The organism is Serratia liquefaciens (assembly GCF_027594825.1).
GTDB classification, from domain to species: Bacteria; Pseudomonadota; Gammaproteobacteria; order Enterobacterales; family Enterobacteriaceae; genus Serratia; species Serratia liquefaciens_A.
On the sequence record NZ_CP088930.1, the window covers coordinates 2,182,377 to 2,206,711 of the forward strand.

General features: G+C 57.6%; 18 protein-coding genes. 4 read left to right on the plus strand and 14 right to left on the minus strand.

The genetic code is table 11. From position 1 onward, the window contains the following. Positions 1-9 precede the first annotated feature (9 nt). The 8 genes from LQ945_RS09900 to LQ945_RS09935 form a co-directional block, all read right to left on the minus strand. The gene (locus tag LQ945_RS09900; RefSeq protein ID WP_044553491.1) at positions 10-321 is read right to left on the minus strand and encodes a PTS sugar transporter subunit IIB; all 312 of its coding nucleotides are present in this window, start codon (positions 319-321) and stop codon (positions 10-12) included. Between the two features lie 145 nt (positions 322-466). After that, the gene (locus tag LQ945_RS09905) at positions 467-1,354 is read right to left on the minus strand and encodes an aldose 1-epimerase (protein WP_270102807.1); all 888 of its coding nucleotides are present in this window, start codon (positions 1,352-1,354) and stop codon (positions 467-469) included. Positions 1,355-1,368: 14 nt separating this feature from the next. Next, entirely contained in the window at positions 1,369-2,427 is a 1,059-nt protein-coding gene (locus LQ945_RS09910; RefSeq protein WP_270102808.1) for a zinc-dependent alcohol dehydrogenase family protein, read from the minus strand. A gap of 48 nt (positions 2,428-2,475) precedes the next feature. Beyond that, positions 2,476-3,462 (minus strand): ABC transporter permease, encoded by a 987-nt coding sequence (locus tag LQ945_RS09915; RefSeq protein ID WP_262241080.1) that lies wholly within the window; start codon positions 3,460-3,462, stop codon positions 2,476-2,478. A 30-nt stretch (positions 3,463-3,492) separates the two neighbouring features. Continuing rightward, entirely contained in the window at positions 3,493-5,016 is a 1,524-nt protein-coding gene (locus LQ945_RS09920; RefSeq protein WP_270102809.1) for a sugar ABC transporter ATP-binding protein, read from the minus strand. Positions 5,017-5,030: 14 nt separating this feature from the next. After that, positions 5,031-6,014: a substrate-binding domain-containing protein gene (locus LQ945_RS09925; RefSeq protein WP_420136180.1), complete on the minus strand. Its 984-nt coding sequence runs from the start codon at positions 6,012-6,014 to the stop codon at positions 5,031-5,033. Between the two features lie 163 nt (positions 6,015-6,177). Beyond that, positions 6,178-7,581 (minus strand): sugar porter family MFS transporter, encoded by a 1,404-nt coding sequence (locus tag LQ945_RS09930; protein WP_270102977.1) that lies wholly within the window; start codon positions 7,579-7,581, stop codon positions 6,178-6,180. A gap of 36 nt (positions 7,582-7,617) precedes the next feature. Continuing rightward, the gene (locus LQ945_RS09935; RefSeq protein ID WP_270102810.1) at positions 7,618-10,908 is read right to left on the minus strand and encodes a DUF5107 domain-containing protein; all 3,291 of its coding nucleotides are present in this window, start codon (positions 10,906-10,908) and stop codon (positions 7,618-7,620) included. Positions 10,909-11,015: 107 nt separating this feature from the next. Between LQ945_RS09935 and LQ945_RS09940 the strand changes: the two genes are divergently transcribed. Together LQ945_RS09940 and LQ945_RS09945 are read left to right on the plus strand one after the other, a co-directional pair. Then, on the plus strand, positions 11,016-12,218 hold the full coding sequence (locus LQ945_RS09940) for an ROK family protein (RefSeq protein ID WP_270102811.1): 1,203 nt from the start codon (positions 11,016-11,018) through the stop codon (positions 12,216-12,218). Between the two features lie 37 nt (positions 12,219-12,255). Beyond that, positions 12,256-12,861 carry a transglycosylase SLT domain-containing protein gene (locus LQ945_RS09945; RefSeq protein WP_044553503.1) on the plus strand — a complete coding sequence of 202 codons (606 nt, stop codon included), beginning with the start codon at positions 12,256-12,258 and terminating at the stop codon, positions 12,859-12,861. 63 nt (positions 12,862-12,924) lie between these two features. Here the strand turns inward: LQ945_RS09945 and LQ945_RS09950 are convergent, their stop codons facing one another. Then, positions 12,925-15,090, minus strand: coding sequence for a YgiQ family radical SAM protein (locus LQ945_RS09950; RefSeq protein ID WP_044553504.1), 2,166 nt, complete (start codon positions 15,088-15,090; stop codon positions 12,925-12,927). Between the two features lie 181 nt (positions 15,091-15,271). Between LQ945_RS09950 and LQ945_RS09955 the strand changes: the two genes are divergently transcribed. Continuing rightward, a complete protein-coding gene (locus tag LQ945_RS09955; protein ID WP_270102812.1) occupies positions 15,272-16,159 on the plus strand; it encodes a PfkB family carbohydrate kinase in 888 nt (295 codons plus the stop codon). A 38-nt stretch (positions 16,160-16,197) separates the two neighbouring features. Here LQ945_RS09955 and LQ945_RS09960 read toward each other — a convergent pair whose 3' ends face one another. Beyond that, the gene (locus LQ945_RS09960) at positions 16,198-17,457 is read right to left on the minus strand and encodes a nucleoside permease (RefSeq protein WP_270102813.1); all 1,260 of its coding nucleotides are present in this window, start codon (positions 17,455-17,457) and stop codon (positions 16,198-16,200) included. A gap of 81 nt (positions 17,458-17,538) precedes the next feature. Then, positions 17,539-18,360 carry a xanthosine phosphorylase gene (gene xapA / locus LQ945_RS09965; RefSeq protein WP_270102814.1) on the minus strand — a complete coding sequence of 274 codons (822 nt, stop codon included), beginning with the start codon at positions 18,358-18,360 and terminating at the stop codon, positions 17,539-17,541. A gap of 151 nt (positions 18,361-18,511) precedes the next feature. Between xapA and LQ945_RS09970 the strand changes: the two genes are divergently transcribed. Continuing rightward, on the plus strand, positions 18,512-19,408 hold the full coding sequence (locus LQ945_RS09970; protein WP_316044526.1) for a LysR family transcriptional regulator: 897 nt from the start codon (positions 18,512-18,514) through the stop codon (positions 19,406-19,408). Between the two features lie 16 nt (positions 19,409-19,424). Here the strand turns inward: LQ945_RS09970 and ftsP are convergent, their stop codons facing one another. The 3 genes from ftsP to parC all read right to left on the minus strand — a co-directional run bounded on the left by ftsP (position 19,425) and on the right by parC (position 24,215). Further along, positions 19,425-20,840, minus strand: a complete 1,416-nt coding sequence (gene ftsP / locus LQ945_RS09975) for a cell division protein FtsP (RefSeq protein ID WP_044553517.1) — start codon at positions 20,838-20,840, stop codon at positions 19,425-19,427. Positions 20,841-20,972: 132 nt separating this feature from the next. Beyond that, on the minus strand, positions 20,973-21,707 hold the full coding sequence (locus LQ945_RS09980; protein WP_020828680.1) for a 1-acylglycerol-3-phosphate O-acyltransferase: 735 nt from the start codon (positions 21,705-21,707) through the stop codon (positions 20,973-20,975). A 234-nt stretch (positions 21,708-21,941) separates the two neighbouring features. After that, positions 21,942-24,215 (minus strand): DNA topoisomerase IV subunit A, encoded by a 2,274-nt coding sequence (gene parC, locus LQ945_RS09985; protein ID WP_270102815.1) that lies wholly within the window; start codon positions 24,213-24,215, stop codon positions 21,942-21,944. Positions 24,216-24,335 lie beyond the last annotated feature (120 nt).

Here is a 24,335-nt window from a genome sequence, read left to right on the forward strand (position 1 = left end):
CCGGCGGGATCAGTGTTGTGCGATCATCTGTAAGGCTTCGGCGAGAATTTTATCGCCGCGCATCATGCCGTAATCCATGCTGTTTATCACCGCTATCGGCTTATTTTCCCTGTCGGCAATCTTTTTAAAATCGGCCAGCTTATATTTCACCTGCGGCCCAAGCAGACAGCATTGGTAATTCGCCAGCGTGGATTCAAATTCCTCCAGGCCGACGGCGATAATATCAACCTCAATCCCCTGCTGTTCGGCAGACTTTTTCATTTTATTCACCACCATACTGGTCGACATTCCGGCGGCGCAGCATAAAAATATTTTTTTCATCCGTTCTCCTGGGGGCATAGGTACAAATGATTCAGTTGAAGAATGAGTATGGTTTCAAAAACGAAAAAACCGCAACCGGTTTCAGTAACCGGTTGCAGAGTTTGAATGGGTTCTGTGAAGGAGATCCGAATTTTAATTTTCGGGCTTAAACCGCGGAATAACTGAGCAACATTGTCTGGCTAAACCGCTCCCCTTTTGCCAGGCGGCGCAGCCCACCCAGGTCAGCCATGTTATGCCCGTTGGCCGCATGGGACATGGGTTCCAGGCAGAAGAAATCGAACTGATACCCCGGATCGAACGCCGGATCCGAGACGAACAGGAAGTAAACCGGGCAAGCCGGCTGAGTGTTCATTCGTAACCGAGCTCCCTGCTCCGGCCACTGGATCTCCGCCTCGCCATTCCAGCCGCTAAAGCCGTTGTTCACCCAATGACGCGGCAATGGCCCCGGCTGGTTGAAATCCATTTCTTCGCTCAGCGCCGCCTGCTCGCCCGCCAGCCAGTCTTCGGCTTCTCGCCAGTAAGCCCCGGCGGATGCCTGTACCCGAGTATTCGCCGTTAACGGGAAGTACGGATGCCAACCCAGACCATAGGGCATCGGCCTTTCACCACGGTGCTCTACCGCCAGTTCGATACTGAGTTGCTGCTGATGAAGCGTGAAATATTGCTCTACCTGATAACGGTAAGGGCCATCCTCATGCCTATAGCGCAAGTGAAGGGCATCGTCAGCTTGTTCCACACATTGCCATTCCTGCAGCCAGCCATCACCATGCAGATAATGCCGATCCCAATCGGTATTAGCGCTGAGCCGGTAGTCTTGTTGTTCGAAGCTGAAGCGGTTTTGATTGACCCGATTGCCGAAGGGGACCAGCGGAAAACACCCCGATTGCAGCGCCGGTGTGGCGTCGCTCACTGCCGCAGGCCGCAGCAGAGGGATCTCTCCCTCCGGTGTGTGGGCGGTGAATTTCAGCACGCTGCCGCCCAGCGAGGAAACCACCAGCGAGACGCAGCCGTTATCCAAACGAAACAGTGCCATAGTGCCTCCTGACGTTAATCGGCGAAGTTAATCACCACTTTGCCGCACTGTCCGGAAGCCATCAGCGCATAGGCTTGCGCGGCCTGCTCGAGCTTAAAACGGTGGGTAATGGCCTGATGCGGATGCATTTTCCAGTCGTGCAGATCGGTGCAGCATTTTTCCATATGGTACAGGCTGGTGACCCAGGAGCCGATGATCCGCCGCTGGTGGTGCATCAGGTCTGCGCTGACTTCAAATTCCACCTTGCCGGTTTCACCGATGTAGACAACCCTTCCCCAGTCCGAAGAAGCCTGCAGCGCCAGCAGGCGCCCTTTGGCATTGCCGGAACAGTCGAGGGTGACGTTGGCACCGCCCGCGGTCAATTCGCGAATGCGTTCGGTCACGCCCTCGCCGGTCAGAAAACCGTGATCCATCAGCCCCAGCCGCTTCGCGGTCGCCAGACGCTCCGGGATAACATCGACGCCAATCACCGTTTTTGCCCCGCGTCCCTTCGCCAGCATCATCGCCATCATGCCGACCGGGCCCAGCCCCACCACCAGCACGTGATCGCTGCCGGACACCTCGCCGCGCACAATGCCTTCATAGGCCGTGCCGACGCCGCAGGAAATAAAAGCCCCGTCTTCGTAGCTGAGCGAATCAGGCAGATGAATCAAATCTTTTTCCTCCGCCAACAGGTAGTCGGCGTGGCCGCCATCCCGCTGCCAGCCATAGGCGGCCTTGCCGGCGCCGGTACAGGAAATCGGATAGCCCCGGCGGCAGTTGCTGCAAAAACCGCAGCCGGAAATATGGTACACCAGCACGCGGTCACTCTCGCGAAAGTGCCGGCAACCGGCCCCCAACGCGACAATCTGCCCACAAGGTTCGTGGCCGTTAATAAATCCCCGGTACAAGGGCTGCTCCGGTGCAGCCGCCGTACCACGGTGCTGATGATAAATATAATGAATATCGCTGCCGCAAATACCGGACGATTTCATTTTAATTAACACCTGGCCAATACCCGGCTGCGGAATATCCAACTCGCGCAGCTCTGCCGTGGAGTTTCCGGGTAAATAAGCCGACAACATTTTTCCCATAATATTTTCCTTCCAGATTTAAAGCGTTATTTTTAGTGGTACATGAGGCTATTGCTTATTGTTCTTCTGCATCACGATAATATTGGCCAGCACCGCCAGTACGATAATCACGCCTCTGACCACCTGTTGGAAAAAGGAGTTAATCCCCAGCAAGACCAGGCCGTTGCCAATCAGGGTGATCACCAGCACGCCGAGCAGCGTGCCGAGCATCGAACCGCGGCCGCCGGACAAGGCGGTACCGCCCACCACCACGGCTGCGATCACGTCAAACTCCAGGCCGCTGGCCGCACCGGCATTGCCGGAGCCCAGACGTGCCGCCAGCAGAATACCGGTGACGGCAGCCAGCAGGCCGGCCAGGGTGAATAACAGGACGCGAATACGCTTGACGTTAATGCCGCACAGCTGGGCGGCGCTGGCGTTACCGCCAATGGCGTACACCGAGCGACCAAAGGCGGTTTTCTTGCTGATAAACTGAAAAATCACAAACAGGATCAGCATAATTACCGCTGAAACCGGCAGGCCCAACACCTGTCCGCCCAGCCAGTCCAGCACCGCATTTTCGTCGATCGGCACCGGCAAGGCGTTGGTCATAAACAACCCCATACCACGTAGAGCACTCCAAAGTCCCAGCGTGGCGACAAAGCTGGGCACGTTGAACCAGCCACGTAATACTCCGGCGACCGAGCCTAACGCCGCCCCCAGGCACAAGGCCAGGATCAACGCTAATGGCAGCGGGATGGCGTATTGCATTAAATAAGCCAGGATCACCGAAATGAAGGCCACCATCGGGCCAACGCTGACGTCTATTTCCCCGGAAATAATAATCAGCGTCATGGCCCAGGCGGCAATGCCGATAGTGGCGGCATCGCGTAAAATATTCATTTGGTTATTCAGTGAAATAAACCCGGTGGCATAAATAGAAAACACCAGGTAGAGCACGATAATAATCGCCAGTAAGCCAAGTTCATTGGCGTGCTTTGATAGCTTTCTGGTTTTGGCTATATTGACTTCCGGTACCAATGTGGACATTGTCATTACCTCCGGTGCCTTCGAATGCGGGCAGAATTATTGGATCATCAGCACTTCAGACATCAGCTGTTCAACATCCACGGGTGAGATAAATTCCTTCACTATCCTTCCTTGCTGCAACAATAAGATCCGGTCGCAGACCTGCGGCAACTCCTCCACTTCGCTCGACACGAAAATAATGCTTTTCCCCTCCGCCGCCAGCTCACGCGCAATACGGTAGATTTGATTTTTCGCTTCGACATCCACCCCGCGCGTCGGCTCATCCAGCAACAGGATCCGGCTTCTGGCGTAAACCCAACGGCCAATCACCACTTTCTGCTGGTTACCACCGGAGAGCGTCATGATCGGCGTGCCGGTTTCCGCGGTTTTCACCCGCATGCGGCCGACGATCGCTGAGGTAACCTGTTTGATCTTCGGCCAGTTCAGCACGCCAAAGCGGCTGACTGAAGGGCTGTCGGTCATCACGGTATTTTCATCCACGCCCAGCAACGGCATGATGCCCTCAGCCTTTCGGTTTTCCGGCGTGTAGGCCATACCGCGTTTGAGCATCTGGGCGTAATTGGGGTAGGTCAGGGTTTCACCGTCGAGGATCAGCTCGCCTTCGGTGAACGGCGTCAGGCCGACAATGGCTTTCAGCAATTCACTGCGGCCTGCGCCCAGTAACCCGGCGATACCCAACACTTCGCCACGCCGCAGCTCAAAACTGACCTGGTGCAATTTGGGCGACAGCGATAATTGTTTAACTTCAAAAACCTTGTCCCCGCCCTTCGGGGCCGTGACGGTTTGCGTATGGTGGTCCTGATGGCCCAGCATCAGGTCGACAATTTGCTGGGTGGAGGTGTTGTCCAGCGCCACGTCACCCGCCACGCGGCCGTCGCGCATAATGGTGCAGGACGACGCCAGCCGACGGATCTCGTTCATTCGGTGGCTGACATACACCACTGCAATCCCGGCGGCGGAAAGGCGCATGACTGCCGCCGCGACCAGATCCGCCTCGGCGTTGGCCAGCGAACTGGTTGGCTCGTCGAGGATCACCACTTTGGGATCCCCCTGGCAGGCCCGGGCGATCTCCACCAGTTGCTGCTGCGCCGGGCTGAGATCGCGAACCCATTGTTGAGGATCGATATCCACCCCGAGCAACGCCAGCGCAAGACGTGCCTGCGTCAGCATGCCTTGTGTGTCAATCACTCCGGCGCGCTGCGGCCAGCCCCCCAGACACAGGTTTTCCGCCACGCTCATGTCCTGAACCAGGCTCAGTTCCTGATAAACGGCCCGAACGCCAAGCTCACCGGCCCGACGCGTCAACAGCGCCTCTGGCCCATCCAGCAACTGCTCGCCGATAAACACCTGCCCGGTATCCGGCCGCTCACTGCCGGTCAACATGCGGATCAAGGTGGACTTGCCCGCGCCGTTTTTCCCCAGCAAAGCGCGAACCTCGCCACACCGCAGGGTAAAATTCACATCCTGCAGCGCCACCACTCCCGGATATCGCTTATGCACGGATTGAATACGAGCCACCACCGGTTGCTGCGCCAATTCGTTTAAGGCTCTGTCGCTCATGGGGGTCACCGACATTAAGGCAAGCCATCTTTATGAGTCGCCAGCCAATCAGCGGCGCTCTGCGAGGAGGCATAAAGATCGATCGGCACCTGCACCACCTTTTGGCCGACCGGTTGGCGGTTGATGGCATTCATCGCCTGAGCAAAGACCAGAGCGCCCATTTTCTTGCCCGAGATATCCACCACCGCCTGCAGTACCTGGCGGTTCACCAGTTCCTGCGCGATTTCAGTGGTCATATCCGAGCCGAACACCACCGTTTGGCCTACCTTGTTCTGGTTGCGCACGGCTTTAACCGCGCCAAGCGTAGCGCCGCCGGACTCGCCGAAAATGGCATCGACTTTCCCGGAGGAGATCAGCAGCTTCTCGCCGACCGAGATCGCCTTGTCCAGCACCGTGCCTTCCTGATTAGCGACGATTTTCATGCCCGGCACTTTCGCTTTTAACGCCGCTTCAAACCCTTTACGCCGTTGCACGCACACTTCGAAAGCTTCGCAATTAATAACCGCAATCGCAGGCTCGGTGATTTTCTTTTCAATAAAGTAATCAGCGGCGCTATTGCCCAGTTTTTTGCCAAACTCATAAGGATCGCCCACCAGATAGGCATAAACATATTTATCTACGCCTTTCTCATTAATGCAGGTGTTGTAACAAATCACCGGAATATTCGCTTCGTTGGCGCGCTTGATGGCCCGCACGCTGCCATTGACCGATACGGCGGAAAGCACGATGGCATTCACGTCGCGCGCAATCATGGTATCGATAAACGAACTTTCTTTAGAAACATCCCCCTGCGCATTGGTTTCTATGATTTCAATTTTTCCTTCGCCCTTGGCAGCGCCGTCTTGCACGCCCCAGCGGACGCCGGCGTAATACCCCTGGGTATCGAGATAAATAGCGCCAAGGGTAGTTTTATCGTTTTTAGCCTGTGCGCCTGCACTGCAAATAATCAGGCCCCCGGTAATGGCTAACAGCACGTGTTTTATTTTTTTTAGCAACATCGTTATTCTCCAGTTAATGTTCATTAACCTCTTGCTGCCTATTTTTATTATTCCGCCGGAGAGCTTTACCGCTGTTCGCCCCCTGGCGGAGCACAGACTCATTACACTAAATGATCAAGCTGATTACTTACCGCCACAGGATCACGCATTAAACTAAACAGGGTTAAGTAAACTCTTTCTCCTTGATGGCAGTAGCGCCTGCTGCGCTGAGCTGCTCCTCCAGCGCCTCCAGCGTGATGCCCTTGGTTTCCGGCACTCTGGCGTAAATAAACCCTGCGCCAGCCAGGCAAATGACGCCATACAACAGGAAACTGCCCGCCGCGCCCAATGCCGCATTCAGCAACGGGAAGCTATAGGTCAGGACAAAACAGGCCACCCACAGCGCAAAGGTACCGGCAGCCATCGCCGCGCCGCGAATGCGGTTGGGGAAGATTTCAGACAGCAGCACCCAGGTGACGGGAGCAAGCGTGACGGCATAAATAGCGATGGCAACCAACACCAACAGCAAGACCGGCAACCCCAACAGCCCATAGGCATAAGCCGCTGCCATCAGCAGGTAGATCACCGTTAATCCGCTGGCACCGATCAGCATCAGCCGGCGGCGGCCTATGCGATCCACCAGCGGCAGGGCCAGCAGGGTGAAGATCAGATTGATCAACCCGGTGGCGACGATCGATTTCAGCGTGTCGTTAATATCAAACCCTGCCGAAGCGAAGATCTCCTGCGCATAGTTAAAGATCACGTTGATGCCGCACCACTGCTGGAATATCGCCAACACAATGCCAATCACCAGCACCGGCCGCACGTCGCTGCGCAACAGTGCGCTGAGCGGCACCTTGCGACGGTCCTTGTCCAGCGTATGGCGGATTTCCGCCAGCGTTTGCTGCGCATAACCTTCATTGCCGATGCGTCGCAAGACCTTCTGCGCCTGCTCGTGGCGACCGACCTTCGCCAGCCAGCGCGGCGACTCCGGCACCGCCAACATCAACAGCAGGAAGGCCAGCGCCGGCACCAGCTCGGCGCCAAACATGTAGCGCCAGCCAACCTGACCGTTCCAGCTGGTCAACAGCTCCGCCTGACCGGCATTGGTCGCCACCGGATCGGCAATCAGCAGGTTGATCAACTGCGCTGCCAGCACCCCAATCACAATGGTCAGTTGGTTCACCGCAACGAAGCGACCCCGCTGCGCCGCCGGGCTGATTTCGGCGATATACACCGGCGACAGCGCCGAAGCCAGGCCAATACCGACGCCACCGACAATGCGGTAAATGATAAAGGCGTCAAAACTGGTGGCCACGGCGGTGCCCCAGGCCGAGATCACAAAGGTCAAAGCGGCGAGCGCCAGCGGCAACTTGCGACCAAAGCGATCTGACAGCAGGCCCGAGATCACCGCGCCGAAAATACAGCCCACCAGCGCCGAACTCATCGCCCAGCCGGACTGGGCGGGATCGGTAATGCCAAAATAGGCCTCGTAGAAGGGTTTGGCTCCGCCGATGACCACCCAGTCATAGCCGAACAGCAGGCCACCGCAAGCGGCGACCAGGCAGATAGTCCAGACATAGGGCATGTTCAGTTTATTCGTCACATTCGTCCCCTTTCAGCATCAGTTGGCCAAAACTTCGGCCAACAGGCTGAATAAACGCGCTTTGTCATGCGCAGGATTGATCGCCAGCAACTCGCTCAACGTCTGCTGCGCCGCCGGTAGCTGCCCTAACCCCAGCTGCGCCAACGCCGTAACCAACAGGCAGTGCTGCTGATGCGCCTGTTGCAGGTCATTGTCCAAGGCCATCAGATCCGGCAGCGAAACGGCAAAGAAATCGGCGCCAGGCGCGGCCCCTGACTGCTGGCTTGCCCATTGCTGCATTTGCCAGAATTGCTGTTCGGCCTGCGCCGACTGCCCGAGTTGCTTTTGCGCCATGCCGCGATAGAACAAATAATCCACCGGCTGGTCGTTGTAGTAGCGGCTCTCCGTCAGATCGCTGTGCCCGACGCAGGCCCGTTGCCAGTAGCCGGCGGCCGCATCGAGCTTGCCTTGTCGCGCGGCGCAGATACCCAGCCAATAGTAGATGTCGTTGTCGCTTTGCCCGGCCAGGCGGCCTTCCCCCAGATTCTGCGGGTAGTGCAATGCCGACTGCAGCAACTCATGCGCCTGCTGCGGTTCCCCCCGTTGCAATGCCTGGAATGCCAGCCGCTGCAGGTTGATCAGATACTGACCGGTCACTTTGCCTTCGCCGCCTTCCCACGGGTGGAACTCACGCTGTTGCAGGATCCGCTGCGCATCGCTCAGCCGACCGCATTGGTTGTAAAGGCTCAGCAATTCGGCGGTCAGGTCGTCCCGACGGGCCACTACCGGCAAATGTTGCTCCAACATAGCCAGCCGTTGATCAGGCGCAGTACCCAGGCGCTTGTTCAGTTGATCCAGTTCGAACAGCAGGCGAGCGTCATCAGGCTGCAGGGCAAAAGCCCGCTGCAGATGAGCCAGCGCCACATCATGCTGTTTGAGCTTATTGAAGGCGTAGATCCCCAGATTACGCCAGGCATCGGCAAACGTCGGTTGCCGCTCCACACAGCTCTGCCACAACGCTACCGCCTGCGAGTAGTTGCGTTTGCTGTAATGGAAACAGGCCAGCAGATACTGCGCGAAATCGCACCCCGGCAGTTGGCTGAGCATCTGCACTTCGTTCAGGGTATTGGGGAAACGTACCTGCCGGGCAAAGCTGTTTCGCGCTTGCGTCAATAATCGGTGGTATTCCTCGTCGCTTACCGCGCCTTTGCGCAGGCTGGCCAACATATAGCGCGGCAAGGTTTCCTGGCTGTCCAGCAGCGTCAATAATTCAATCGCCTGTTCTTTGGCTCCCCATTCACCGAGTTGGCCGGCGATGGTCAACGCATTGATCCCGCGGCAGCCGGTCACCGCCTTCAGGCGTTGCAGATCGGCCTCCGCGCGGGTTTGCGCATAGCGCAGGTAGTACAGGCTGTAATGCAACGGGCGGGCGACAAGCTGGTCATCGATATAGTCCAGGCTCTGTGCCCCTTTCCCCAGGCGTTGCAACAGCAGCGCCTTCAGGGCAATCAGCGGATAATGGCTGGCGTTCACGCTCAGGCTACTTTCACAAAACTCCAGCGCCTGCTGATACTCCCCGCGCCGCGCCGCAATCCGCGCCAGACCATAGAAACCGCCCGGTTTGCCATTACCGCTCCAGATGGCACGGTAGAAATCTTCGTAGGCGGCATCGTCGTTGCCCAATTGTTCCTGAGCGCAGGCACGGATCAGACTGGCTAACCCGCACTGTGGGTTACGGTTAAGGTTGTGGGCCCGCGCCAGCGCGTCATCCGCGTAGGCAATGGCAGGTTTAAAATTGGCGCGGTTATATTCCAACGTGGCCAGTGCCAGATTGCAGCGGTAATCGAGAGGATCCAACGCCAGACCCCGCTGGTAGTAATCGAACGCCGAACGGCTGGCGTGGTGATACTGCTCCAGATGCTGGCCGATAAACCAGGCCTCATCGGCACTGGCGATCTGCTCTGCCGCCAACGGTGCCCTGGCAGGCTGCGGCAACTCGGCGCTTTCACTCGCCTGATGCTGGCGATAGCTGAGTACACAGCTGCCCTGCGCGTCCTGCAATTCAATCGTCAGGCGGCCAGAGAAATCGCCGGTCATGGTCTCCAGCAACGCCGCACCTGGGGTGAGATCGACACGCCGGTCGAGCAGCAACTGCTGGTCGCTGTCGCTGCGGATCACCAAGCGGTGCTGTGCCAGTGGCGCGACCGCATACAATCCCCACACCAGCTGCCGCCCGTCGCTTTCCAGTTTTAGCGCTGCACGAGTGTTGGCGTTCTGCACCATGCCCAGGGTGTTGTAGGGCAGGAAATTCTGCACGAAGCATTTTTCTTCGTAGGCATCGAGCCAGGTGAAATCCGGTTGGTTATCGGTGTAAACCCCGGTCATCAGCTCAATGTAAGGACCGTTATTGTCGGTCAGGCTGCGATCCCAGGCCTGACCAAATTCGCCGTGGCCCCAGCTCCACTGTTTCTTGCCGGGCGACACGTGGCGATCGGCGATATGCAGCAACCCGCCCTGCTCATCGTGGCTGTAAGCGCCCACAAAGTCATAGTCCGACTTATGCGCCATGTAAGACGTCGGTACCGGGATATTCTTGTAGCGTGAAATATCCACGCCGGCCGAATAATCCACCTTGTAATAGGTGCCGGTGGCAATAGGGAACGAAGAGACATCACGCTTGCCATGGTCAAAAACGGCGGTCACATCCGGCGGGAACACGCTCTGGTGATCGTCCCCGCCTTTCACCGCCGGGTTGGCCCACCACAGGAAATGGCGCGGCGTCGGGTTGGCATTGAAGATCCTGGCGCTGATTTCGATCAGCGCGCGGTCAGGATACAGCGTGAAACCGGCCATCACCTGCAGCCCGCGCATCGGCTCCACTTCCCCCAGCCAGACGGTCTGCGCACCGCTATCGTGCTGCTGGATCTGGCAGTCCACCGGCATATAGGTGGTCGGGCGATGGTGTTGCGGCCAGTTGAACTCGATCCCCCCCGAGATCCACGGCCCCAGCAACCCCACCAGCGCCGGCTTCACCACTTCGTTGTGATAAACAAAATCACGCTGCTGCACTTTGTCGTAAGCCCGATGAATACGCCCGCCCAGCTCCGGCAACAGCATCACGCGCAGGTAGTCGTTTTCCAGATACACCGCCTGATAGCGACGCAGGGATTTTTCACCGCTCAGGGTGTCAATAACGCCATAGGGATAAACCGCACCGGACGATCCCTGATAGACCCGATTTTCCAGGAACATCGGGTGCGAATCCTGCTCGCCGGTGCCGTAAGTGGGTAATTCAACCTGCTCTTGCCAAACCTTGACTGTCCCGTGCATGTTTTCCTCACTAAAAATACTGAAGGTTGCGTTTCAGGCAGTCTAGATGACAGAATTGCTTGCTTTCTGCGCTACCATCACGCAATACAGTAAACGAGGTTTAATGAATGGCATTGCAAGGGTTGAATAACCAACGGGTGCGCAATTTTAATAAACGGGTGCTGTGCGCGCTGCTGTATCGGGAAAAGATCGCCAGTAAATCGACGCTGGCACGGCTTTCGCAGCTGTCTATTCCCGCCGTCGGCAAAATTCTTGATGAACTGCAGGCAGAACGGCGGGTTGAGCACGACCAGCAGAATTTACACCGTCGCGGCTTGGGGGGCGGCAGTTACCGCATCGCCGCCGCCGGGCAACGGATCCTGTGCCTGAACGTGTCGCCCTATCTGATTGAAAGCATCGTGGTGGATGGCCTGATCACGCCGTGCAGCGCCTTCACCCCGCAACCAATCGTGGCCACCACGCCGCAGGCGATGCTGCAGGAAATGGTGCAAATCTATCATCTGCACAGCCGCCAACAGGGCATGCCGCTGAAAATAGCCTTGTCGATCCACGGCCAGGTCAACCCGCTGACCGGCGTGTCGCAGCGTATGCCACAGGCCCCGTGGGAAGGACCGGTGGAGATAAAATACCTGCTGGAAGAGCGCCTGAAGACCGAGGTCTTGCTGGATAACGACTGCGTGATGCTGGGGCTGGCGGAAAAGTGGCAAAATAACGCCAATGCGCAGGACTTCTGCGTGATTAACGTCGATTACGGCATCGGCTCGTCGTTCGTGATTAACCAGCAGATTTACCGGGGCAGCCTGTTCGGCAGCGGCCAGATTGGCCACACCATCGTCGATCCCGATGGCAGCCTGTGCTCCTGTGGCCGTTACGGCTGTCTGGAAACCATCGCCTCGCTGTCGGCACTGAAGAAAAAGGCGCGCATCCAGCTAAAGGTCGCCCCCAGACTGCCGCCCGAAGGCGAAAGGCTTAAAACTCCCACCACCGCCGAATTGATCGCCCGTTATCATCAAGGGGATGCAGCCTTGCAGGTGTTGGTGCAGCGTGCCGCCCAGGCGATTGGCCTGAGTCTGTATAACTTCCTAAATATCTTAAATATTAACCGTATTTACCTTTATGGCCGCAGCTGTGGCTTTGGTCAGGCCTGGCTGGAGACCATCATCAGCCAGACCGGGTTCAACCCCTTCGATCGTCACGACCAGATCCAGACTCAAGCAACGCACATCGGTTTTGGTCAGCTGACGCGCGCGCAGCAGGTGATGGGAATTGGCTATCTGTATGTCGAACAGGCACTGACGGAGATGCTATGATGCCGACTTTATCCCAGCAAAAACAATACGGAGCACCATGAAACCCACCCTACGACTCTGGTCGCGCGCAGGCGTGATATGCCTGATGCTGATCCTGGCCGGTTGTTCCAGCAAAAAACCGCGCACCAGCTATGATGCTCATGCTTTTGACGATGCGATCGAAGATGCTGCGGATAAATACGATGTCGATCAAAAACTGATCGCCGCGATGATCAAGGTGGAGTCCGGCTTTAATCCGGCGGCAATCAGCCGCTCCAATGCTATCGGCCTGATGCAGTTGAAAGCCGACACCGCCGGCTGTGACGCCTACCGTTACAAAGGGAAACGCGGCTGCCCGGACGACGACGACCTGCTGGATCCGGACACCAATATTGACCTCGGTGCCGCCTACCTGGCGGTGCTGCAAAAGCAGCAGCTTAAAGGCATCGACGATCCTGTCACGCTGCGTTACGCCACCATCATCGCCTACGTCAACGGCACCGGCGCACTGCTGCGGACCTTCTCCAGCAACCGTCAGCAAGCCATCTCGATGATTAACAATCTGTCGCCGGAAGCCTTTAACTGGCACGTGCGCAAATACCATCCCGCACCGCAGGCACCGCGCCATTTGATGAAAGTCGAAGCGGCCTACGAGCAGCTCTGATTTTCAAAAGCAAAAAAGGAGAACCCGAGGGTTCTCCTTTTCATTTAAGCCAGTGCCTGACCGTTATGGTTTGCCGTTGCGAATCGGCTTGCGCGGCGGCTTATTGGACGGCGTACGCTGACGGGTGATGTCAGTGTGCTTGGTCAGCGCCGGACGAGTATGGCGCTGCAGCCGCTTGGCTTCGCGCTGTTCGTCAATGCTTGGCGCCGGCACCAGACACTCGCGACGGCTGCCGATCAGGTGTTTCATGCCCATGTCTTCCAGCGCGGTGCGGATCATCGCCCAGTTGGCTGGATCGTGATAACGCAGCAACGCCTTGTGCAGACGACGCTGACGATCGCCTTTCGGTATCACGACATCTTCACTCTTATAACCCACTCTGCTCAACGGGTTTTTGCCGCTGTAATACATGGTGGTGGAGTTCGCCATCGGTGACGGATAGAAGTTCTGCACCTGATCGAGACGGAACCGGTTTTTCTTCAGCCACAGCGCCAGATTCACCATATCCTCATCACGGGTGCCCGGATGCGAAGAGATGAAATACGGGATCAGATACTGCTCTTTGCCCGCCAGCTTGGAGTAATGGTCAAACAGCTGTTTAAACCGGTCGTAGCTGCCCATGCCCGGCTTCATCATTTTCGACAGCGGACCTTCTTCGGTGTGCTCCGGTGCAATCTTCAGGTAGCCGCCAACGTGGTGGGTAGCCAGCTCTTTGATATAGCGAGGATCTTCTACCGCCAGATCGTAACGCACGCCGGAGGCGATCAGGATCTTCTTGATGCCTTCCAGCGAGCGCGCACGGCGATACAGCTTGATGGTCGGTTCGTGGTTGGTGTCCATGTAGGTGCAGATTTCCGGGTACACGCACGAGGCGCGGCGGCAGGTCTGCTCAGCGCGCGGGTTGGTGCAGCGCAGCATGTACATGTTGGCGGTCGGGCCGCCCAGATCGGAGATCACACCGGTAAAGCCCGGCACTTTGTCACGAATTTCTTCGATCTCGCGAATAATTGAGTCTTCCGAACGGCTCTGGATGATGCGCCCTTCGTGCTCGGTGATCGAACAGAATGAACAGCCGCCATAGCAACCGCGCATGATGTTGACCGAGAAGCGGATCATGTCATAGGCAGGAATGGTTTCCTTGCCGTAGGACGGGTGCGGAATACGCTGGTACGGCAGGGCAAACACGCTGTCCATTTCCGGCGTGGTCAGTGGGATCGCCGGTGGGTTGATCCACACGTAACGGTCGCCGTGCGACTGCATCAGCGCACGGGCACAGCCTGGGTTGGTTTCATGGTGCAGAATGCGCGAAGTGTGGGCATACAGGACCTTGTCGGCTTTCACCTTTTCAAAAGACGGCAGCAGCACATAGGTTTTTTCCCACGGCTTGGGCTTGGCGGCGCGCACGGTGACCGGTTTGGCTTCCGGCTCCGGTTTACCGCCGTCGGCACAGGGCAGATCGTCGCCGTAAGGGTTGGGGATAGGCTCAATGCGGCCCGGCTTGTCCAGACGGGTAGAATCCACACCGGTCCAGCCCGGCAACGCGCCTTTGCGCATCACCGCCGTGTTGCGGATGTCGTGGATTTCACTGATTTTCTCGCCCGCAGCCAGGCGGTGTGCCACTTCCACCAGCGGGCGCTCGCCGTTGCCGTAAATCAGCATGTCGGCTTTGGAATCCACCAATACCGAACGGCGCACGGTATCCGACCAGTAATCGTAGTGAGCGATGCGACGCAGGCTGGCTTCAATGCCGCCCAGCACGATCGGCACGTCTTTATAGGCTTCTTTGCAACGTTGGCTGTAAACCAGCGTCGCGCGATCCGGACGCTTACCGCCCACGTTGCCGGCGGTGTAGGCATCATCGTGGCGCAGTTTGCGATCGGCGGTATAACGGTTGATCATCGAATCCATGTTACCGGCGGTGATGCCGAAGAACAGGTTCGGTTTGCCCAACCGCATGAAATCTTCTTTATTGCTCCAGTCCGGCTGCGCAATGATGCCGACGCGGAAGCCCTGCGCTTCCAACATGCGGCCGATGATCGCCATACCAAAACTCGGGTGGTCGACATAGGCGTCACCACTGATAATGATCACATCGCAGCTATCCCAGCCCAGTTGATCCATCTCTTCGCGCGACATCGGTAAAAACGGCGCGGTGCCATAACATTCGGCCCAATAAGGCTTATAGGAAAACAATTCACGATCGGGTTGGATCAGGCTGGTAGTGCTCATTCTGGTGCTCTTTCACAGGTTAATTAATCGCCGGGCGGCGATTATACGCACTAGTGACAAAAAGAGCATGGTTATTTCACCGCTGGCCACAGCATCTCGGGCTTCCCTCTCGACTCCACGCGTCTGCGCGGTCATCATAGCGCATTCTGTTCGGCCCACCGGCCGACAGCGGAGGAAATTAATGAGCGAGTTTTTAGCAGTAAAACCAATTCTGGCCCTGGGCAGCGCGATCGTTGAGGTGACGCTGACGCAGGAGCAAAAAGTAGGTGGCTGCGCGTTTAACGTCGCGCGGGCGCTCAGACGCCTGCAGGTCCCGGTGATCAACGGCATGCCGGTTGGCAACGGAGTATCGGCTGCGGCGGTTGAGGCCGAAATGAATCATCTGGATATGCCGGTACTGTTGCGCCATGGTCAAATGGACAATGGCCGCCGCCAGACACGGATGCACCCCAACGGTGAGTCTCTGTCGGTGGTCGAACCCGGCTGCGAAACCCAGTGGAATAAAGCCCAGTTGGGCACGTTGCCCCTGACGGAAGACACGCTGATTTACATCAGCGGCGAGCAGTTGGCCGGAGAAAGCGGCGAGGCCGTACGCGAATGGCTGACCAGATTGCCGTTCGACCAGTGGCGACTGATCGATCCCGGCCCGGGCATCGCTCAATTGGATGAAGATTTCTTTGCCATGCTCAGCGACAGCCATAGCCTGCTGACGCTGAACCGTAGCGAAACAGTAACGCTGTGCGGCGCAGGTGATACGCTCACCCTGGCCCAGGAGTTTGCCAGCGCGCACAATATCACGCTGATCTGTCGGTTGGATTGCGATGGCGTCTGGATATGCCGTGGCGATACCCCGCCGCTCCAGGTAAAGACCCACCCGGTGGACGTCGTCGACACCCAGGGTGCGGGCGACGCCCACTGCGCCGGCCTGCTGGCCGGGCTCTCCGCCGGTTGGCCGCTGCCGCAGGCGGTCGATTTGGCTAACCGCGTGGCCGCCTGCATGGTGGCCAGTCGGGGTGCAAGCAGCGCGCCGGACTGGCAACAGCTGCAACGGCATTTTCCCGGCGTTTGACGCCAACTGGGCACGGTTTGCGTGCCCCTCTCCTTTTTCTAATGCGCTCGCTCGACCGGCCCAACGTACTCCTCCGGCCGGTGCTGATAGTTGAAGGTCAGCGCAAAGATGATCCCCAGCACCAAGGTATACAGCGCGAAGATCAACCAGATGCTCTGCCAATCTTTTACGCCGTCGTGGGTGAAGAAATCCACCACTTCGCCGCTGGCTATCGCCCCCAGATACGCGCCGATACCGTTGACCATGGTCATGAATAACCCCTGTGCGCTGGCACGGATGCGGCTATCGGCCTCTTTCTCAACGAAGATAGCCCCGGAAATATTAAAGAAATCAAAGGCACAGCCGTAAACGATCATCGAAAGCAGCAGCAGCACAAAGCCGAAACCGACCGGGGTACCATAGGCCAGGAACAGGAAGCGCAGCGTCCAGGCCGCCATACTGATCAGCATCACCTGTTTGATGCCATATCGGCGCAGGAAGAACGGAATGGTGAGGATAAAGAACACCTCGGAGATTTGTGACAGCGACAACAGCACCGCTGGGTACCTGACGCTTATGCTGTCCTGATACAGCGGATTGCTCGCAAAATCATGCAGGAAAGGATTGCCAAAGGTGTTGGTAACCTGCAGTGCCGCACCCAGCAGCATGGCAAACAGGAAAAACAGCGCCATACGCCGTTGGCGAAACAAAACCAACGCATCCAGCCCCAGTACGCTGAACCAGCTTTTCGATTTTTCAACTTTGCTGGTCGGGCAATTCGGCAGCGTCAGAGAATAGCAGGCCAGCAACAGTGACACGGCAGAAGCCAGATACAGCTGCATATTGCTCAGCTCAATTCGACTAAAGCCGATTAGCCACATCGCCACAATAAAGCCCAGGGTGCCGTACACCCGCACCGGGGGAAAATCTTTCACCGTGTCGTAACCGTGCTTCTCCAGACAAAAATAGGCAATGGCGTTGGAAAGCGAAATCGTCGGCATATACACCATGGCGTTGAACAACATGACCCAGAACATCACCATCGGCTGCTCAACCTGGGCCGCGCAATACAGCGCAAGCGCACCGAACAGATGACACAGTGCATACAGGTAATTGGCGCGGATCCAGCGATCGGCAAGAATGCCTGCCAACCCCGGCATAATCAGCGCCGCGACGCCTTTAGAGCTGTACACCATGCCCACCTGCAACCCGCTGAAATGCAGGGTATTAATCATGTAAGATCCCAGCGTCACCAGCCAGGCACCCCAAATAAAAAACTGCAGAAAAACCATTACCTTCAGTCGCGTTTTTATTGCCATCACCATCACCTTATTATTTTGATTAAAACGATGATTCACGCGGCCAGGCCCCTGCACCTCGCCGCGGGGGAGCTTGCAGCGTTACAGCGTTTTGAAGAACTCACGGATCAGGCGCATAAAGTCCTCTGCCGCCAGGGCCGCGCAGCTCAGCGTTTGCTCGTGGGACAGTGGCGTATCGGACAGCCCTTCGGCGTAGTTGGTCATCGCAGAAACCACCAGGACTTTCAGCCCGCAATGGCGCGCCGAGAGCACTTCCGGCACGATAGACATGCCGACCACGTCACCCCCCAGCGTTTGCATCATGCGGATTTCTGCCGGGGTTTCGAAGTTGGGCCCGGTGTAGGCGGCAAACACCCCTTCCGCCAGCGGAATACCCACGCTCTGCGCCACCTGGGTCAATTGGCCACGCAGCTCGCTGTCATAGGCATTGGCCAGGCTGAAGAAGCGCGGGCCGAAACGCTCGTCGTTATCGCCAACCAACGGCGACTCGGGCATAAAGTTGATGTGATCGGTGAGTGCCACCAGGCTGCCCGGCGGTACCGACTGGCGCAACGAACCGGCGGCGTTGGTCGCCAGCAGGAATTCGCAGCCCAACAGTTTGAAGGTGCGCACGGCGGTGGTCATCACCTGCATACCGCGCCCTTCGTAGTAATGACCACGCCCTTTCATGCACACGACAGGAACGCCTTCCAGCCAACCGGCAACCAACTGACCGGCATGCCCCACCACGCTGCTGACCGGGAAGCCCGGCAGTTCGGCGTAGTCGATGGTCAGGGTGTCGGTCATCACCTCCGCCAGCGCACCCAGCCCGGAGCCCAGGATCAAAGCCGCTCGCGGTTGGAAGCCCGGCATGCGGGCGCGGACAATTTCAGCACAGGAAAAAGCATCTTCTTGATTAAACATAGTATTCTCTTCTATGGAAGGGTGAAATAATCCCCATAGTAGAGAGCGATGCGCACCGGCGACCAATACATTATTGGCGGCTGATTTATTCCATTCACCTATAAATTGCTCGCATCAGGAGGCCATCATCAACCTAAAACAGCCACAGCAACTGCCGGATCCCAGCCGGATTAACTTCCGCCTGCTGCACTATTTTCGCGTGGTGGCGGAAGAGATGAACTTCACCCAGGCCGCACTGCGGCTGAACATCTCTCAGCCCCCGCTCAGCAAGCACATCAAGGAACTGGAGAGCCAGTTGGGCGTCGAGCTGTTCAAACGCACCACACGCTCGATGGCGCTGACGCTGGCAGGCCGAACCTTGTTTCACAACGTCGAGATGCTATTGGATCAGGCGGGTAATGCACTCAATCAGGTGCAGCAATTGGGGCGTGGCGAAGCGGGACACATGGTGATTGGCATGGTCGGCACTTCGGTGTGGGGCGGGCTGATACCGGCGCTGAAGCGCTTTACCGAACAAACGGCCAACGTCACCTGGGCGTTGAACGAACTGACGCCCAGCCAGCAGATCACCGCGTTGCAAAAGCGTCATATCGATATTGGCGTCTGGCGGGAAGCCAGGGAACAGATACTGCCGGGGCTGACATGCCAACTGCTGGCACGGGAGAACATTGCGCTGGTGCTGCCGCAGGACCACCCGCTAGCCCAGGCAGAAAGCCTGCCGCTGGCGGCGCTGCGGCATGAAAAATTCATCGTACTGCCGCCTCATGAAGCCAGTCTGGGGTTGTACCTGCATAACCTGTGTCTGCAGCAGGGCTTCAAACCGGATATCGCCTATCAGGTCAACGAACCGCAAACCCTGATGGCACTGGTGGCCGAAGGCTATGGCATCACGCTGTTGCCGGACAGCTATGGCCGCATTCCGTGGCCCGGCGTACGTTTCTGTCCGCTGCAGCAGGCACCGTCGGCGGATCTGTACGCTATCCATCACGCCGACAGCGCAACACCAGTGGTTCAGGCCTTTCTGGCGATGCTGCGTAAGGCGACTTAGCAACGTACCGGCGAATTTACAGCGCCGGCTGTACCATAAACTGGCCTGCGCTGCCGCGATCCGCCATTTCCAGCGTCTGGCTGTAGTAGAGGAACGGGAAATGTTCCGAGGTGGACTGATTGAAGTAAACCAGCAGCTCAACGTCCCCGTCGATCCACACCGTGTCTTTCCAACCGCGATCTTCCGCCATTGGTTGCGCACCGTTAACGCGTTTAACCAGGAACTGTACGCCCTGAATGTGGAACGCCTGCGGGGTATCCGCATGGATGTTCCAGCGTTCCCAGCTCCCCTGCTGAGTTTGCACATCGATGCGGTTCATGTCCCAGATCGCCCCGTTAATCCCGGCCTGGCTGTCGCCCAAACGGAATTCGCGGGTACGACTGACGCTGCCGTCCAACAGCTGATCCGCCAACAGGCGCATCGGCAGGTTATCGGTCACCAGCGGCAATAATCCGGTCGGCTTCAACGTCAGCACCTGGGTAGAAACCAGAATGCTCGAAGGCTCAAACAGACCGCGCAGGCGATCCATAATGCCCGCCGCTTCGCCGGCGGTGATGGTCACCTCATCGCCTTTTGACATGTCGATCAAGACTTCGCGGCGTTCGCCCGGTGCCAGTGAAAGCTGCTGTACCGCGACCGGCGCAGGTAAAAAGCCCTGATCGCTGGCGATCACGTTGAGCGGTCGGCCGTCGCTCAGTTGCAGCATGTAGCGGCGTGAGTTGGAAGCGTTAAGCAGGCGCAGGCGCACCCAACCGCGGGAAACTTCGATGTATGGGTTTTGCACGCCGTTAACCAGCAGCGTATCGCCGACAAAGCCCCCCTGCGACGGCGGATCGTATTCCGGTGTGCCAAAGTTATCGAGCCGCTTGTCCTGAATGATCAACGGGAAATCATCTACGCCATAGTGATTCGGCAACGGCAGTGATTTGCTGACCTCGTCTTCGACCAGCCACAGCCCGGTCAAGCCATTGTAAACATGGGGTGCCATGCGGTTGGGGGTGCTGGCGTGATACCAGCACGTCGCCGCGTTCTGGCGGATCGGCAGCACCGGCGACCAGTCAACGTTGGGAGACATCATGCGCGGCGCGCCGCCCACCAACGTACCCGGCACCTGCAGGCCGCTGATGGTCATTGCCACCGGCTCCGGCAGGCGGTTGCTGTAAATCAGCTTTACGTCATCACCGTTGTAAACCCGCACCGTCGGCCCAAGGTACATGCCGTTGATCCCCCACACCGACGCCTTGCGGTTATCCATAAATGCCCAGTGGGCGCGCTGCAAGGTTAAAAACAGCGGTTGGCCACGGCGGGATTCCAGCAACGGGGGGACAGGTAACGGGGTCTGCGTTCCGCTCGCCTCAGCCCTCAGCGGCACGGCTCCCGCGCACAGCGCCAAGCCCGATGCCTGAATAAACTGACGTCGACTGAGTGACATATTTTCTCCATGAAAAGCAATGACTAAACCGTGTGCAAAGACCGGGCCCCTGTTAATCAGATTAGCAGGAGCCCCGGCGTTAACGGCATTTGGCGCCGTTTAAAAGTTCATTCTTTGAAGCCGGTAGGAATATTATTTTCCGGCGGCATTGCGCTGGGCGACTTCCGCATCCAGCTCGGCGATTTTCGCCAGCATCAGCTCATGACAATGGGCCGCCAGCTCACGCACATTTTCTCTACCATAGCCGCTGATATCGACCGGCTCCAACATTTCGACGATCGCATGACCATTATTCCAACGGTTAAGATTAATTTTACCGCTGGTGGTGGAAACGCAGATGGGCACAATCGGCACCCCGGCGGCGATTGCCGCATGGAATGCGCCGGTTTTAAACGGCATCAGCCCGCGCCCGCGGCTGCGGGTGCCTTCTGGAAACATCCAGATCGAAATGTCGCGTTTTTTAAACTGTTCGGCGACCTGTGCGATGGTGCCGTGCGCTTTGGCGCGATTATCACGGTCAATCAGCAGGTTACCGGTCAGCCAATACAGCGGGCCGAAGAACGGCACCCACAGCAGGCTTTTTTTACCCACGGTCACGGTACGCGGCTGTACCGCTTTGGCGGCGGTCACCATATCGTAGTTATTCTGGTGGTTGGCGATGTAAATGCAGTTGCCATTCTTGGCCGCATCGGCCGGTACGCGGACTTCCACCTTTAAACCGAATAACCCGGAAAGGCGGCCAAACAGGTGACCGAAGGTCGCCACATGGCGAGGATCGCGCGGGCTGAACAAACAGTAGATAGAACCGAAGATGCACACCAAAATACAATATAGAGTGGCAAGAATGGCACGCAAAATTAATAACATAACAACCTCATTAGCACACTGCCGACGCAGCCTGAAACGCTGCGCAGATCCCTTTACTCATTCTTTGATTGCAGGGGCTGAAAACCTGCCCTGCATTTTTTTGCTATTTTCCCGCCAGCCGGCGATACGCACAATAATTTTATGCAGAGAAATGTTAACTATTTGAAAATAATTGCCGGTTACGTGAAAAAAAGCGGGCGCAATATGCTGCGCCCGCTGGTTATTCCCTCTGGGTTACTCTTCGCTGTCGCCCGTCGGCGCTCGCGCAGGGGCGTCGATCTCTACGCGGTCGATACGCTGCAGGCCACGTGGCAGTGAGGTGCCTTTACGGCCCCGCTCCGCACGGAACTTCTGCAAATCTTCCGGACGCAGCGTCAGCTTGCGTTTACCCACATGCAGCGTCACGGAAGTCTGCGGCGGCAACACGAACAGCCATGTCAGCTTGTCTTCACCGGAGGCGGCCTGCGCCGATGGGATAGAGACAATCTTGTTGCCCTTGCCCTTCGACAGCTGAGGCAGATCGGCAACCGGGAACAGCAACATGCGGCCCGCCGCGGTGATCGACAGCAGCATATCGTCGTCGCCGTGAATTTCCATAGGCGCCAGCACTTTGGCGTTGTCCGGCAGGGTTATCATCGCCTTACCGGCACGGTTGCGTGCCACCAAATCGTTGAAGGTACAAACGAAGCCGTAACCGGCGTCGGAAGCCATCAGCAGTTTTTGGTCGTCCGCCGCCATCAGCACCTGCTCAATGGTGGCGCCCGGCGGTGGCGTCAGCTTGCCGGTCAGCGGCTCGCCCTGCCCACGTGCCGAAGGCAGCGTCAACGGATCCAGCGCGTAGCTGCGTCCGGTGGAGTCGATAAACACCACCGGCTGGTTGGTCTTGCCGCGTGCTGCGCTGCGGTAGCTGTCGCCGGCCTTATAGCTCAGGCCGCTTGGGTCGATATCGTGGCCCTTGGCGCTGCGCACCCAGCCCATTTCAGACAGCACAATGGTCACCGGCTCAGAAGGCACGAAGTCGTGCTCACTCATCGCCTTGGCTTCCGCACGCTCGGTAATCGGCGAGCGGCGATCGTCGCCGTAGGCCAATGCATCGGCCTGGATTTCTTTCTTGATCAGGGTGCTAAGCTTACGCTCGGAGGCCAGCAGCGCCTGCAACTGATCGCGCTCTTGAGCCAACTCATCCTGTTCACCGCGGATCTTGAACTCTTCCAGCTTCGCCAAGTGACGAAGTTTCAGTTCGAGTATCGCTTCGGCCTGAGTGTCTGTAATGCCAAAACGCGCCATCAGCACCGGCTTGGGCTCGTCCTCACTGCGGATGATGTGGATCACTTCATCGATATTGAGGAATGCCACCAGCAAACCTTCGAGGATGTGCAGGCGTTTCAGCACTTTTTCCAGGCGGTAATTCAGGCGGCGGCGCACCGTGTCGCGACGGAACGCCAGCCACTCGGTCAGGATTTCCACCAGCCCTTTGACCTGCGGGCGGTTGTCCAGACCGATCATGTTCATGTTGATGCGGTAGCTGCGTTCCAGATCGGTGGTTGCGAACAGGTGGTTCATCACCTGATCCAGATCGATGCGGTTGGAGCGCGGCACAACCACCAGTCGCGTTGGGTTCTCGTGATCGGATTCATCACGCAGATCTTCAACCATCGGCAGCTTTTTGGCGCGCATCTGGCTGGCGATCTGCTCCAGCACCTTGGCGCCGGAAACCTGGTGCGGCAAGGCGGTGATCACCGCGCTGCCGTCTTCTTTCTTCCAAACGGCGCGCATACGTACTGAACCGCGGCCATTTTGATAAATTTTGCGAATTTCGTCGCGCGGCGTGATGATCTCGGCTTCGGTCGGGAAGTCCGGCCCCTGCACGAATTCGAGCAGGTCTTCAAGCGAAGCTCCCGGTCGTTCGAGCAGCTCCACCGCGGCGGCAGCCACTTCACGCACGTTGTGCGGAGGGATATCGGTCGCCATGCCCACGGCAATGCCGGTGGTGCCGTTCAGCAGAATGTTGGGCAGGCGTGCCGGCAACATCTTCGGTTCCTGCATCGTGCCGTCAAAGTTCGGCACCCAGTCAACGGTGCCCTGGCCCAGCTCAGCCAGCAACACTTCCGCATACTTGGACAGGCGCGACTCGGTATAACGCATCGCGGCGAAAGATTTCGGATCGTCCGGTGCCCCCCAGTTCCCCTGGCCGTCCACCAACGGATAGCGATAAGAGAACGGCTGCGCCATCAATACCATGGCTTCATAACAGGCGCTATCGCCGTGCGGATGGTATTTACCCAGCACATCACCTACGGTACGGGCGGATTTTTTGAATTTGGCGCTGTTGCTCAGCCCCAGTTCCGACATGGCGTAGATGATGCGGCGCTGTACCGGCTTCAAACCGTCACCGATGTACGGCAACGCCCGATCCATGATGACGTACATGGAATAGTTCAGATAGGCGTTTTCAGTGAATGTGTGCAGCGGTAAACGCTCTACACCGTCATGAGTCAGATCACTCATTACTCAATTATCCTCAGACCGTGGCTTGGCAATCCCTGGACGACAAAGGGTTGATTCTGCCTGCGATAGTAACCCATCAGCGGGGTAGCTGTCACAGATGGCGCAGCAATCATCCGGCGA

Bases quoted from the DNA above. Each gene is read 5' to 3' on its own strand.
- ftsP (WP_044553517.1), bottom strand. From the start codon at position 20,840: ATGTCACTCAGTCGACGTCAGTTTATTCAGGCATCGGGCTTGGCGCTG.
- xapA (WP_270102814.1), bottom strand. From the start codon at position 18,360: ATGTTTAATCAAGAAGATGCTTTTTCCTGTGCTGAAATTGTCCGCGCC.
- LQ945_RS09920 (WP_270102809.1), bottom strand. From the start codon at position 5,016: ATGAGCGACAGAGCCTTAAACGAATTGGCGCAGCAACCGGTGGTGGCT.
- LQ945_RS09955 (WP_270102812.1), top strand. From the start codon at position 15,272: ATGAGCGAGTTTTTAGCAGTAAAACCAATTCTGGCCCTGGGCAGCGCG.
- LQ945_RS09925 (WP_420136180.1), bottom strand. From the start codon at position 6,014: ATGTTGCTAAAAAAAATAAAACACGTGCTGTTAGCCATTACCGGGGGC.
- LQ945_RS09950 (WP_044553504.1), bottom strand. From the start codon at position 15,090: ATGAGCACTACCAGCCTGATCCAACCCGATCGTGAATTGTTTTCCTAT.
- LQ945_RS09910 (WP_270102808.1), bottom strand. From the start codon at position 2,427: ATGGGAAAAATGTTGTCGGCTTATTTACCCGGAAACTCCACGGCAGAG.
- LQ945_RS09980 (WP_020828680.1), bottom strand. From the start codon at position 21,707: ATGTTATTAATTTTGCGTGCCATTCTTGCCACTCTATATTGTATTTTG.
- LQ945_RS09915 (WP_262241080.1), bottom strand. From the start codon at position 3,462: ATGACAATGTCCACATTGGTACCGGAAGTCAATATAGCCAAAACCAGA.
- LQ945_RS09905 (WP_270102807.1), bottom strand. From the start codon at position 1,354: ATGGCACTGTTTCGTTTGGATAACGGCTGCGTCTCGCTGGTGGTTTCC.
- parC (WP_270102815.1), bottom strand. From the start codon at position 24,215: ATGAGTGATCTGACTCATGACGGTGTAGAGCGTTTACCGCTGCACACA.
- LQ945_RS09960 (WP_270102813.1), bottom strand. From the start codon at position 17,457: ATGGCAATAAAAACGCGACTGAAGGTAATGGTTTTTCTGCAGTTTTTT.
- LQ945_RS09935 (WP_270102810.1), bottom strand. From the start codon at position 10,908: ATGCACGGGACAGTCAAGGTTTGGCAAGAGCAGGTTGAATTACCCACT.
- LQ945_RS09945 (WP_044553503.1), top strand. From the start codon at position 12,256: ATGAAACCCACCCTACGACTCTGGTCGCGCGCAGGCGTGATATGCCTG.
- LQ945_RS09930 (WP_270102977.1), bottom strand. From the start codon at position 7,581: ATGCCCTATGTCTGGACTATCTGCCTGGTCGCCGCTTGCGGTGGCCTG.
- LQ945_RS09940 (WP_270102811.1), top strand. From the start codon at position 11,016: ATGGCATTGCAAGGGTTGAATAACCAACGGGTGCGCAATTTTAATAAA.
- LQ945_RS09900 (WP_044553491.1), bottom strand. From the start codon at position 321: ATGAAAAAAATATTTTTATGCTGCGCCGCCGGAATGTCGACCAGTATG.